Source organism: Marinimicrobium sp. UBA4509 (genome assembly GCF_002388575.1).
GTDB classification, from domain to species: Bacteria; Pseudomonadota; Gammaproteobacteria; order Pseudomonadales; family Cellvibrionaceae; genus Marinimicrobium; species Marinimicrobium koreense.
This window is the reverse complement of sequence record NZ_DGMV01000029.1, coordinates 1-12,750: the sequence shown is the minus strand read 5'-3', so window position 1 is coordinate 12,750 and position 12,750 is coordinate 1. Positions and strand designations below refer to the sequence as shown.

8 protein-coding genes and 2 tRNA genes are annotated in these 12,750 nt (G+C 60.1%); 5 read left to right on the top strand and 5 right to left on the bottom strand.

Translation table 11 applies throughout. The features are described from left to right. Nucleotides 1-67 precede the first annotated feature (67 nt). Nucleotides 68-2,797 carry a PD-(D/E)XK nuclease family protein gene (locus B3520_RS03630; protein ID WP_286804364.1) on the bottom strand — a complete coding sequence of 910 codons (2,730 nt, stop codon included), beginning with the start codon at nt 2,795-2,797 and terminating at the stop codon, nt 68-70. A gap of 208 nt (nt 2,798-3,005) precedes the next feature. On the opposite strand from B3520_RS03630, the gene B3520_RS03625 reads away from it, so the two are divergent. Further along, complete coding sequence (locus B3520_RS03625; RefSeq protein ID WP_286804363.1) at nt 3,006-5,603, top strand: bifunctional diguanylate cyclase/phosphodiesterase; 2,598 nt, start codon at nt 3,006-3,008, stop codon at nt 5,601-5,603. Nucleotides 5,604-5,609: 6 nt separating this feature from the next. Here the strand turns inward: B3520_RS03625 and murI are convergent, their stop codons facing one another. After that, on the bottom strand, nt 5,610-6,437 hold the full coding sequence (murI, locus tag B3520_RS03620; RefSeq protein WP_286804362.1) for a glutamate racemase: 828 nt from the start codon (nt 6,435-6,437) through the stop codon (nt 5,610-5,612). Between the two features lie 203 nt (nt 6,438-6,640). Here murI and rmuC point away from each other — a divergent pair, with 203 nt between their 5' ends. Then, nucleotides 6,641-8,230, top strand: coding sequence for a DNA recombination protein RmuC (rmuC, locus tag B3520_RS03615; protein ID WP_286804361.1), 1,590 nt, complete (start codon nt 6,641-6,643; stop codon nt 8,228-8,230). 76 nt (nt 8,231-8,306) lie between these two features. Then, a complete protein-coding gene (locus tag B3520_RS03610; RefSeq protein WP_286804360.1) occupies nt 8,307-8,771 on the top strand; it encodes a DUF2489 domain-containing protein in 465 nt (154 codons plus the stop codon). A gap of 17 nt (nt 8,772-8,788) precedes the next feature. On the opposite strand, the gene trmA is transcribed toward B3520_RS03610, so the two are convergent. The 3 genes from trmA to B3520_RS03595 form a co-directional block, all read right to left on the bottom strand. Beyond that, nucleotides 8,789-9,877 (bottom strand): tRNA (uridine(54)-C5)-methyltransferase TrmA, encoded by a 1,089-nt coding sequence (gene trmA, locus B3520_RS03605; RefSeq protein ID WP_286804359.1) that lies wholly within the window; start codon nt 9,875-9,877, stop codon nt 8,789-8,791. Nucleotides 9,878-9,953: 76 nt separating this feature from the next. After that, a complete protein-coding gene (locus B3520_RS03600; RefSeq protein WP_286875433.1) occupies nt 9,954-10,673 on the bottom strand; it encodes a hypothetical protein in 720 nt (239 codons plus the stop codon). A 59-nt stretch (nt 10,674-10,732) separates the two neighbouring features. Then, a complete protein-coding gene (locus B3520_RS03595) occupies nt 10,733-12,271 on the bottom strand; it encodes a two-component system sensor histidine kinase NtrB (protein ID WP_286804357.1) in 1,539 nt (512 codons plus the stop codon). A gap of 280 nt (nt 12,272-12,551) precedes the next feature. On the opposite strand from B3520_RS03595, the gene B3520_RS03590 reads away from it, so the two are divergent. Both B3520_RS03590 and B3520_RS03585 read left to right on the top strand, forming a co-directional pair. After that, nucleotides 12,552-12,627 (top strand) — tRNA-Val (locus tag B3520_RS03590). 34 nt (nt 12,628-12,661) lie between these two features. Then, nucleotides 12,662-12,738, top strand: a tRNA-Asp gene (locus tag B3520_RS03585). Nucleotides 12,739-12,750: the final 12 nt, after the last annotated feature.

The following is a 12,750-nucleotide window of genomic DNA, read 5'->3' as shown; positions in this document are numbered from 1 at the left end:
GCCGAGCGCAGCGGTATGACCCGCATCCGCCGTAACCGAACCCGGCCGCATCCTCCGTTGCTTTGGTTTACAAAATAAACCGCGCGACGGTATCGGCTTCCAACACCCGGTTTAACGGTACCAATTGCCCGCTGTACCGCTGCGCCTTGGCGTCCTTGAAATCCACCCGGGCATCGCCGGCCATGAAGGTCCGGGCCAGGTCGCTCAGTACCTCGCGCCACTCGGCCCGCTGAGCGTCCCAATCCTCGCTGGGCTTGACGCCGGGTGGGGGCGTACTCAGGGCTCCGAGGCCAATCCACTGCAGCGCTTTCGGGTTCAACTGCGCAAAGGCGATACCGCTGACCGGGTCTTCCTCGGTGACCGCATACAGCGGCAGCTGGGGTTCGTCGGGGCGCGGGCCCTGCCACTGATTGGCATTGAGGTCGGCGCCGGTTTTGTAATCAATCAACAGTCGCTCGCCGTTTTCCAGCTCGTCGATGCGGTCGATAAAAAGCGTCAGGTTCAGGCCATTGAATTCAATCAGCCGGCGTTGCTCGGTGGCCACGACGCGGAAGGGCGGGCGTTGTTTTTCCAGCATCAACCAGCGCTGTACCATCCGGCTCAATCGTTCCTGCTCCAGGGCACAATACTCCGGCCCCAGTTCCCTCGGTCGCCGCTGACGGATCGGCGCCAGGGTCTGTTCACAGGTGCGACTGATGAGGTCGTTCAGCGCCTCCTCTTCAATGGCGTGCAGTTGCGAGGAGTCCCTCAGGGTTTTCCACACGGTGGCCAGCACGCCGTGCAACACCGTACCGCGCTCGGCGGCGGAGAGGCCCAGTACCGGCGCATCCGGGAGCTGGGCCCCCAGACGCAGTTGGGCGAAGGCGTTGAACGGGCAGGCTGCCTGATGCTTGAAAAGCGAACTGCCGCCGGGCGCTTTGCTGCCGGCGGTGATGCCGGGTCCCTTGGCGCTGTGTACCGGTGTGAGTTCTCGGGCTTCCTCCAGAATGGCCTCGAAGGCCTGTCGGGCACTGATGGGCTCCGGGACCAGTTCGGCCAGTGGGGTCTCCGGCAGGGCGCGAATCAGCGGGCTGGGTGACAGGTCGCCCTGATCGTCGCTGTGGGGTGCGCTGAATACCACCTGTTCGGCGCATTGCCGGTAGTGGTCGGTCAGGCTGCGGGCAAAGTGCAGTTCCCGCTCGGCGCTGGCGTGGGGCATCTGTCGGTCCCGCTGCAGTTCGAGCGGCAGCAGGGGGTTGGGGGCGGGCACCGGGGGCCACTGGCGCTGATGCAGGCCCAGTACCCAGCAGTGGCTGAAGCGCAGTCCGGCACCCTCCAGGGCCCCGAGAATCTGAATGGGAGAGTCCGGTGTCTGGGCCTGAAACGGGGTCTGTTGGGCCAACTGGTTCAGTTGGCTCAGGGCCTGAGTCAGACTCAGGTCGGCGCCGGTGGCCTCCAGAGCGGCGAAGGTTTCCAGCAGCTCATGCCAAAGCCCCAGTTGCTGGAACTCCTGACTGTCCAACCGGCGCGGGCCGGGCCAACCCAGGGTGTCCAGTTGCTGCCGGAAAAGCTGGGCCCACTGGCGCGCGCTGGTGGATCGGGGCATGCGTCGTCGCTGCTCGTCGAGTAGCTGCAGACGCCGGTTCAGCGTCGGTGCCTGTGCGGTGGTGTCGGGCGGAAGCGCAGGGCTTGCTTGCGCCTCACTCAGCCAATCGGTGATCACCTGGCCATGAAAGCGCAGGTCACTGCCGGTGAGTTCAAATTTGCCCTGCTCCCGCAGCCGAGTGACCCACTGCGCGCGTAGTACGGCCTCCGCATCCGGCTCCCCCCAAAACGAGTTCTGAAGCAGTTGGCACACCTCGCTCAGCGGCCACTGATCCCGCAGTAGGCCGAGCAGGCTCAAGGCGGCGTGAATCAGTGGCGTCGCGCCCAGCGGTACCCCGGCGGAGAAGTTGAATGGCAGGGTGTAACGGGGCGTACCCGGCAGAGGAACGGTGGGCTCGAAAACCTCGGCGAAGATCCGCTCCACCTGATCCCGTCTCTGGCCCAGGTCCGGTACGATAATACCGATGACCGCCTCCGCTGATGCTTGTAGTTGGCGCAGGCTCCACAGGGCGGCGGCGCGCAGCTCGGTGTCCGCATCCGGGGCCGCGACGCGATGTAGGTGGTTGTCGCGGGTGCCTTTGGGGGAGAGCGCGACGCGTTCGAGCGCCGCGGCTTCCAGAATCCGCTGATGCAGGGGAGGCAGGTCGTCAAAACCGAGTAGCCAGAGGCGGGGCTCGGGCTTCAGGGCACCGGTTTCATAGGCCTGGGCGACAATCTGCTGGCCGGCTTCCGGTGTCATCAATCGACGACTCGCCAATCGCTGCTCAAAGTGCTCGGCCCAGCGCAGGAAGCTGCGGCTATTGCCGTTCAGATAAGGATCCTGCCGGAGCGTATCGGGCGCCACCTCCCACAGCGTGAGTGCGCGCAGCGCCGAGTCGGCCTGCTGGGCCAAGGGGTCCGCCTGCAGAAGGGTTTGGGCTTCATCCGACTGACCGATCACTTGCTCCCAGACCCATTGGCGTTGGTGGCGGCTGGCCAGTGCCCGGTCGCAACCGGGGTAGCCCCGGCTCACCAGTGTCTGCCACTGCTCATCCAGCCACCGGTTGAGAGGCCATACTCGTGGGGCGGCCCAGGCCTTTTTTCCCTGCTCGCGCTGATAGTGGCTCCAGGCCTTCAGCAGGTGGCGCCGCAGGCGATCGTTAGCAGTGATGATGGGTTCACCGGCGTTCAGGGCGGGTAGCAGGGGGCCGAGATCGAATAGGGAGGTTGCCATGGTGCTCCGGGGTTTTCGGTCGTTGGGGCAATGCGCGAAGAATAGCATGACCGGCGCGAGGCTTCAGGGGCGCTTGTTCCATTGAACGAATGATGCGCCAAATTCTGTGCTAGTCTTGAAGGAGCTGTCAGAAAAACGAAGGCAGGCGGTGCCCACGGAGCTTTTACGGGGTCACCATTGAGCGGGGCCGCCATTCAGGGGAATACAGATGCCGTTGATGACATCGATCAACACCAAACTGTTGGCGATCGTGGTCTTGTTCGCAGCGATCAGTGGGGTTTTGATCGGTTTGTGGCAGGGAGCAGAGGAGTCGCGCCGTCTGCAACAGGGGTACGACGAGCGCCTTCAAATGCTGGGCGAACGTTACCGGGATCGCCTGACTCAGGAGTTTGCCCGTCGCCAGAATCTGCTGGTGGCCACTCGTGATGCTCTGGCCGATTCACTGATCCGCACTGCCGGGGATACCGTGCCTCTGGACTTTGGGTTTCAGCGCGACCCCGATGGCGCGGTACGGGAGTACCTGGGGGAGTCCGGCCTATTCATTCACCGGGACTCTCCGATCACCGACGATATGCGCCGACTGGTGTACCACACCAACGGTACCTGGTTGAATATCGAGCCTCTGTTGAAGACTCAATTCAATGCCTTTTATCTGATCACCAAGGACCGGGTCAGTCGCATCTGGCCTGCCTCGCTGGTATCCGGGCACTTACCTGCCCACGATGTGACCCAGGAAATTTTCTACACGCTTGCCGCTCCCGTTGAAAATCCCCTGGGGAAACCACGCTGGACCCCTATTTATTTTGACTACTACCCTCAAGTCTGGACCACGTCGTTACTGGTGCCGCTTTACGTCAATGGTCAGTTTGAAGGTGTGGTAGGGGCGGACCTGGATATGTCGTTCCTGTTCAGTCAGATCAATCAGTTGGAGTCGGACTTCGAATCCCTCAACGGGTTTATTTTCAGTGCCGATGGCGAACTGATCCTGCACGGCGATCAGTCGCTCAGTGCACCGGCCCAGCAGCGCGGCGATTATGAGGTGTTCAACCAACGGGCCGAGTTGAGCCCGGGCATGCGTGAGTTCATCGACCGGTCCCGGTCGGGACAGTGGCCGCCCGGCGGAGTCTATAACCACGAGTTACGGGGGGATATACAGCGTATCAGTTACCAACCACTACCCGAACTCGACTGGTATATCGGGCTGCACTACCCCGAGTCGATGCTGGAGTCCCGGCATGCGGAAACCATGATGACGATTTACCAGAATATTGCGGGAATGTTGTTGTTCCTGTCGTTGGGGATGTATTACGGGTTGAAGTGGTTGGTAACGCGACGGATTCTGAAACTGGCGGATATGACCGAGCGCATTGGTGCCGACAATTGGTCGATCCGCCTGCCGGAGTCGGGCAACGATGAAATCAGTCAGTTGGCCCGGGGCATGAACCGCATGCTGGAAAAAATCAACGAGCTGTTTCGCGGACTGAATAACAGCATTCAGGATATGGAACGGCTGGCCTATTACGACCAGCTCACGGGCTTGGAGAATCGGCTCCTGTTCAAGGAGCAGTTGCGTACCGCACTGTACGCGATTCGGCGTGAAGATCAGAATCTTGCGTTGTTGTATCTCGACCTGGATCACTTCAAAGACATCAACGACAGTCTCGGTCATGAGGCCGGTGACCGTTTGTTGGTGAGTGTCTCCCAGCGCCTGCGGGCCTGCCTGAGAGAGGAGGACTCGGTGGCTCGTTTGGGCGGAGACGAGTTTGCAATATTATTGCGCAATGTCTCCGAGCCCCGCTATGCGTCGGTGGTGGCGGAAAAGATCATCGACGCCCTGGGATATCCGATCCGGCTGAACGCCCAGGAAGTGGTGGTAGGAACCAGTATTGGCATTACGCTCGCGCCGGATGACAGTCGGGATCTAGAATTGTTGATGCGCAATGCCGACTTGGCGATGTATCAGGCAAAATACCACGGACGCAATGTGTATCGCTTCTACACGCCGGATATGAACCGGGAAGTAGAGCAGCGTTTGCGCCTGGAGCGCGAATTGCGCCTGGCGTTGCAGAACCACGAGTTTGAGCTCTATTACCAGACCCAACTCGATATGCAGACCGGAAGGGTGGTCGGTATCGAGGCGTTGCTGCGTTGGAATCACCCGGAGCGCGGCCTGGTGCCGCCGGATGAATTTATTCCCGCAGCGGAGGACAGCGGCCTGATCGTGCCCATCGGACAGTGGGTCCTGCGTGCCGCCTGCCAGCAGGCCAAAAATCTCTACAAGGCTCAGTTCAAACACGTAAAAGTGTCGATCAACGTGTCAGCGAGGCAGCTCAGTGACCGGGACTTTGTATCGGACTTCAAAGCAGTGGTAAGAGACACTGGGGTGGAGCCGGAACAATTGGTGCTGGAGGTGACCGAGAGTACTTTGATGGCGGACACCCAAGTCGCATTGGCACATCTGCATGCACTGCGCACGTTGGGTGTGGGGCTGGCAATTGATGACTTTGGTACCGGCTACTCCTCCCTGAGCTATCTGAAACGCCTGCCCGTCACCTGTCTTAAAGTGGATCGCAGCTTTGTCCAGCATTTGCCGGCCGATGACGAGGACCGGGCCATTACCACCCTGATCGTCGCCATGGCCAACAGTCTGAACTATCGGGTGGTGGTCGAAGGGGTGGAGACTGAGCCGCAGTGGGCCTTTCTGCGCGAGTGTGGTTGTCACTTTGGTCAGGGCTATTACTTCAGTTACCCGGTGCCGGTGGAGCAGCTCATGGTGGGGTTGCTCGAAGCGCAGAAGCGCCATTGATGGTCGTCAGTTATTGGGTACGGCGACCACCTGAATATCGTTGATGCCGAACTCGGCCAGTGCCGGCCCGAGCCGCTCGACCTCGGGGCCATCGGCGGTAAAAAGTGCTTGGTGAACCGGGCTTTCACTGGCTGACTTCCTGCGACCGAGCTCGGTCAACCAGTAGGCCACTCGGCGGGCGATCGCCTCCCCGGAATCAATCAGTGCGACCTCGGGTCCGACAACGGCCTGCAACTCCTGCTTCAGGAGCGGAAAATGCGTGCAGGCAAGCACCAGAGTATCCATTTCCGGAGCGCGCGGATGGCTCAGCATGGGTGACAGCAGGTCCTGAAGCTGTGCCAGGGAAGGCGTCTGTCCGCGCAGGTGCGCCTCGGCCAGCCGGACCAGCTCGGAGCTTCCCAACGAAATGACCGTGCAGTCGGCGGCAAATTGCTGGATCAGGTCCCGTGTATAGGAGCGGGCAACCGTCCCCGGAGTGGCGAGCAAGCCTATGACTCTGGAGCGCGATTGATGGGCAGCGGGCTTGATCGCGGGGACCACGCCCACGATCGGCTCGCGAAAGTGCGCCCGGATGTGCGGCAGGGCCAGGGTGCTGGCACTGTTGCAGGCCACGACCACTACATCGGGGCGGCTGTGCTCGATCAGCCGGTGCAGGACCCGATCGACCCGCGCAACGAGGACCTCTTCGCTTTTCGTACCGTAGGGAAAGGCGGCATTATCCGACGCATAGCTCACCGAGCAGTGCGGAAGCAGTCGCTGAATGTCCGCCATAATACTCAGGCCGCCCACCCCGGAGTCGAATACCAACAGGCGAGGGGGGGGATCAGCGGGCATTGTACAGGTCCGTGGTCATTGGCTTCACAGTCGTTCTTGTGCTCCTGGAGTGACTATTGTTCCTGCCGATGGGCTCACGGTGTCGCCAACCGCGGCGAATGTGTCGTGGGCAGGGCCGGTCAGGCTTGGTAGAATCGCCGCGACGATTGTATTTTGCCCCCCGGTTCTGCACAAGGGAACCGACCAGATAACGGGAACGATCTTTGCCTCTGACCAATGTGACTTTACTGATGGCCGCCGCGGGTGGCCTGCTGAGCGGCCTGATACTGACCGTGCTGTTCTACCACTGGCGACTCAAGGAAGCCGTGGCGGCCCGCACCCGGGAGTTGGAGCAGACCCTTCAGCAGGCGCACAGTGACTGGGCGCTGGAGCAGGCCGATCATCGCCACGAGCGCGACCGCCTGGAGCGGCAGTGTCTGGATCTGCGCCGGCGCGAAGACGAGTTACGCCAGCAGTGGCAGGAAAGTCAGCATCAGCATGAGCAAACCCGACAGCGCCTGAACACGGCTCAGCAGGAGCTGGCCGCCGCCCGGGAGAAGCTCGAGTACCTGGGAGAGGCCCAGCGGGAGTTGCGCCAACGGGACCAGGCGCTTGCCGAGGCACGACGGCAGGCGACCGAGCTGGAAACCCGGCTCGGGCAGGAACGGGAGCAGTTTGAAGCCCAGTTGGTCCTCTTGCAGGATGCCAAAAAGCAACTGACCAGTGAATTCGAAAATCTGGCCAACCGGATTTTTGAAAGTAAGCAACAGCAGTTCTCCCACAGCAGTAAATCCCTGCTGGAAACCGCCATCGATCCGCTGAAAACCCAGCTCACGGACTTCCGCCGCAAAGTGGAGGACGTGTACGAAAAAGAAAACGCTGAGCGCAACAAACTCGCCGGCCACATTGAGCAGTTGCACCGTCAGGCATTGAAAATTGGTGAGGATGCCGTCAACCTGACCCAGGCGCTCAAAGGCAATACCAAGTCCCAGGGCAATTGGGGCGAGGTGGTGTTGGAGCGGCTGCTGGAACAGTCCGGGCTGCAGAAAGGCCGGGAGTATGAAACCCAGGTCAGCTACGCGAGTGCGGATGGCGGGCGCCGCACGCCGGATGTCATCGTGCGCTTACCGGAGAACAAGGACATCATCATCGATGCCAAGGTTTCGCTGGTGGATTATGAGAAATATTGCAACAGCGATGATCAGGACGAGCGCGACCGATTTCTCGGGCAACACATTCAGTCACTACGCAACCATATCCGTGGCTTGAGCGTAAAAGACTACGAGCAGCTCGACGGTGTTCGGGCGCTGGATTTCGTGTTCATCTTTGTCCCGATCGAAGCCGCCTTCATGCTCGCGCTTCAGCAGGACCCGAAACTGTACAGTGACGCCTACGACAAACACATCATTCTGGCCAGCCCGACCACATTGCTGGCCATTCTACGCACCGTCGAAAACATCTGGCGGTACGAAAAGCAGAACAAGAATGCCGAACGCATTGCCAGGGATGCCGGGGCTCTGCACGATCAGTTTGTGCTGCTGTTGGATGCGCTGGATACCGTGGGCAATCACATCGGTAAGACCCAGGAGGCGTTCGATACCGCGCGTAAACGCCTGGCGACGGGTAAAGGAAACCTGTTGCGTCGGGTCGACAACATTCGCCGGTTGGGCGCCAAAACCAAAAAGAGCATCGCTCGGGACAAGCTGGAAGAGGCGGATGAGTCCGAGACTCTATTGGACGTTGATGAGCCAATGGACGCCGATGAGGCGCTGGAGGATGGGGCCGAGCGGGAAGACGAAAAAGCCACGAATTGAGCCTGTGCGGACGCGTCGAGCCGCCGATCGTAAATCTGAATTGTCTGAATTGATAGTTGACTGAAAGGATCAAACCATGAGCAGTACCTGGATCATTCTGAGCATTGTCGGAGCCGTCATTATTGTCGCTTTGGCCGTTGTGGCCGGCATTCTGCAATACAAGGTGCACAAGCTGAACCAGGCCCGCAAAGCCCAGGAATCGGCACTGCAGGCCGAGAGCGACGCCCAGCGTGAACGCATCAACAAAAGCATTCAGGTTATCGCCCACGCTGTCGGGTCCGACGATATTACCCTGACCGAAGCGAGCATCCGGATCAGTGTATTGCTGGACAGCCTGGGGGTAGAGGATGAAGTGCGGGACGAATTCTCAGCCTTTTACGAGCTGAAAGGAGCGACCGAGCACATCCCGTTCCTGGATGCCTGGAAAGCGCTCAGCAAAAAAGAAAAATTCCGTTATGACCGGGAGCGCACGACTCAGGAACAGTTCCACGAGAAAGCGGTGGTGGACGCCGCCAAACGCATCCGCGGCCGCAACTTCTGATTGATTCACCGTTTCAATCATCGCTTGCGCAGTACCACCCCGCACTCCAGGTGATGGGTGTAAGGGAACTGATCAAACACCGCAAAATGTTCGATACGATGGGTCTGGGTCATGGTGTCCAGGTTGTGCTTTAACGTATCCGGGTTGCACGACACATACAGAATATTGTCGAACCGTTGGGTAATGCGGGTGGTGTGTGGGTCAAGCCCCGCCCGGGGCGGATCGACAAAAATGGTGCTGAACCCGTAGCTGTCCAGATCCACGTGGCGCAACCGGCGAAACGGCCGGACCTTGTCCAGCGCCTGGGCAAAATCCTCGCTGGACATCCGCACCAGGGTGACATTGTCCACACCGTTCAGGCGCTGATTGTACTCGGCGGAGGCCAGCGAACTTTTGGCCAGCTCGGTGGCCAGAACGTGGCGGAAGTTCTGGGCCAGTGGCAGCGTGAAATTGCCATTCCCACAGTACAGCTCCAGCAGATCACCACCGAAAGACCGGCTGTGCTCCACGGCCCAGGTCAGCATTTTTTCGCAGACGCGACCATTTGGCTGGGTGAATCCGGTTTCTACCTGTTGATACTGGAAAACCTTATCGGCCACCTGCAGGCGCTCAACCACAAAGTCCCGGTCCATCACCACTTTCTGTTTCCGGCTTCGACCAATCAGGTCCACGCCCAGCTGTTTTTTCAGGGCCCGGGCGGCCTCTTCCCAGGCTTCATCCAGACGCTTGTGGTAGAGCAGGGTGATCAGGGCTTCACCGGACAGGGTGGTCAGAAACTCCACCTGAAACAGCTTCAGCCGCAGTATGGGGTCGGCATTGATGGCGGCCAGCAGTTCGGGCATCAACCGATTGATCTGTTCGGAGGCGACGGGAAAGTCATCGATCAAAAACGGTTTTTTGTATTCCCCCGGCTGATACATGGCGTAGTTCACCTGGCCATCGTCCTGCCACATCTTGAACTCGGCCCGCAGCCGGTAGTGCTTTTCCGGGGAGCTGAATACGTCAATCTCGGGCAGGTTGAAGCGCGCAAAATCCTCTTTCAGTCGCGCCACTTTCTGGTTCAGTTGGGCGTCGTACTGATCGGGGAATACTTGATGAATGGCCATAACGTCGGGTCTGTGTGAAAGGCGGGGGCATCCGCCCCGGAAAAAGGGCGGATTGTATCAGTTCAGGAGCGGTTTTTCAGGGCGCTTGGCACTCACCCCAATCACAGACGATAAAGCTCTGGCTCTGCTGACCGCAGTAGATGCCATAGGCTTCATGGGGCCACTCATTGGCGATCACCACCAGTTCGGCGTTCGGACAGGTGTTCGCCATGCGCCGCTCGATTTCCCGGTAGCTGCGCCCGGGGGCGAGATTGCGAGGGATTTCAAGGGCTAGGGTGGGCACCTCACTCAGGGCGACCGGCCGTTCGGCATCCGCCACCAGGGCGTCCCGCACCAGAATGTCCCGCTCGGAGTCGGGCGTCAGGTAAGGGCGTTCGGTCAGCGTCGGCTCCAGCTCATCCAGGCGGCGCTCGCAGACAATTCGCTGGTTGTTGGCGCTGCGCTCGTTCAGTCGCAGCTCCTGCACCGCCCGGCCCCGATGCTCGTGCCGGAATCGCACCGCCGACAGCGCCAGGGCATGGCCGGCATAGTCGCGGGTTTCACCTGCCAGCTCCCGGTTCAATTGAGTGTCGGCGCCGGCGAGCAGGTCGCCATGGGTCTCCATCCAGATGGTGCGCAAGTCCTGGGCGTATATCTTCAACTCCGGGCTCACTGCGGCGCACTCGGACAGTAGCCCTTCGGTGTAGATTGCTTCCGTCAGGAGCGCGCGGGCCATCTCGTTGCGCTCGGCCTCGGAAGGCGGTACCACTTTGGGTCCGGCGCAGGCGGTAAGAAACAGGGCAAGTGCTGCCAACAAAGCGGGAATCACGGATCGGCCAGTGGTGTGCGCGGGTGACCGGGTTGGACGTGTTCGAATCATAAGGAAGACCCCGAAGAAAGCGAGTGAGATGAACGATGATGTTCGGTGCGGTCGGCCAGGGGCAGGCGAATGGTAAAGCAGGTCCCCTCCTCGGGCATCGAGTCCACTTCAATGGTGCCCGAGTGGTGCTCGGTGATGATGAAGTAGGAGACCGACAATCCAAGCCCCGTGCCCTGACCGACCTCTTTGGTGGTGAAAAAGGGTTCAAAAATGTGGCGGCGCACATCCTCGGACATGCCCGGCCCGTTGTCCTCAATCTGCAGAACCGCAGCGCCGCGTTCGAGGTAGGCGCGCAGGTGAATGACCGGCGCTGTGCCCTGTGCCTCGTCGCACTCATCACTCTGGAACGCCTGCACGGCATTGCGCAGCAAATTCAGAATCACCTGCTGGATTTCCGCCGCGGAGCCCACCACCGGTGGCAGGTCCGGAGCCAGCTCGGTAATGATGTCCGGGCGCCGATGCCCCTGGCTGCTTTGCAGGTTGAGGGTGTTATCGCTCAACTCCAGCGTGTGTTGGACGATGCGCACCAGGTCGAACTGCTCATGAGCCCGGTTATTGCCGCGGGAGAACTCCAGCATGTTGCTGACAATGTGCATGGATCGCTCGCCGGCCTCGCGGATATCCTCCAGAAAGTGGAATACCCGGCGCTTGTTCAGATACTGGTGAAGCTGTTCCAGCTCGACCCCCAGCTCCCGGGCCACTTTGTGGTTCTGCTGAAGCTCAAGCGAGGTGCGCCGCTGAATGTTCTGTACGCCGTGCAGTACGGTGCTCAGGGGGTTGTTGATTTCGTGCGCCATACCAGCGGCCAGCTCGCCAAGCGACATCATTTTTTCGTTCTGGATCATCATGTTTTCAATGCGCACGCGCATGGTGATGTCATCCAGCCGGATGACCGCTCCGATCGCCTGAACCGCGATCAGCGGGTAGATGCTCAGGTCCGTATAGCGCGCGTTGCTGCCCTGGCCCTCCTGAATGTTTTCATTCACGAAGGGCACGCCGCTTTCGATGGTGCGGGTGATCGTTTCCATGGAAATGGGCAGGGCAGGGTACACCTCGGTCAGTGGTCGCCCCAGCGCCTGCTCCGGATTCAGGCCGGTTTCCAGTTCCGCCGCGCTGTTCCAGTGGGTCACGGTTCCGTCAGGGGTGACACCGATCAGCACCGACGGCATCGCATTGATGATGCTGTGGAGGTAGTCCTGGGTTTCCCGCAACAGAATCTCGGTGGCCTGGTGGTGGGCGACTTCGTCCTGCAACTGTTGATTGGTCTGATTCAGGCTCTCGGTGCGCTCAGCGATGCGGGCCTCAAGCTCCACCTTGTTCTGGCGCAGGGCATTGCGCGCCCGCTTGTTGTTCAGCCGGCTGCGCTGCAGCCCGATGATCAGCAGCGTCTGAAACACCAGCAGCAACCCGATCACCGCCCACAACAGCGCGGCCGGCCACGCGGCCTCCTCCTGAGCCCAGACCGCTGGCGACCAGACCAGCCACAGACCCAGCCAGAGGAATCGAAAACCGTGTTTCAGCTGGCACGCGTTCAAAGGCGATATCACTCAAGTTGTTATCGGTGGTGACAAACAAGCATTCTAACCCCCCAACGACCTAACTTCTAACGAACTGCATCAAAATTCGGCGCCAAATCTTGAACGGGGAATACATCGCTGGGGAAAGGCGGTTTATAAGGGGCTGGAAAAGGCCAATCGCGGGCCGCAAAATGATCAAAAAATGCCCAACAATCAATATCTTGGCTTTTTTATCAATAATTCCCCAAAAGTGTTTGACACCGGTTCGGATTTCGGTAGAATGCGCAGCCCATGGCGAGGGTGGTTAGCTCAGTTGGTAGAGCGGCGCCCTTACAAGGCGTAGGTCACAGGTTCGACTCCTGTACCACCCACCACTTCGTTAAGTGCGTTCCCTTGCCATGACAGCGCGGACCGGTAGTTCAGTTGGTTAGAATGCCGGCCTGTCACGCCGGAGGTCGCGGGTTCGAGTCCCGTCCGGTCCGCCATACATACGAAAA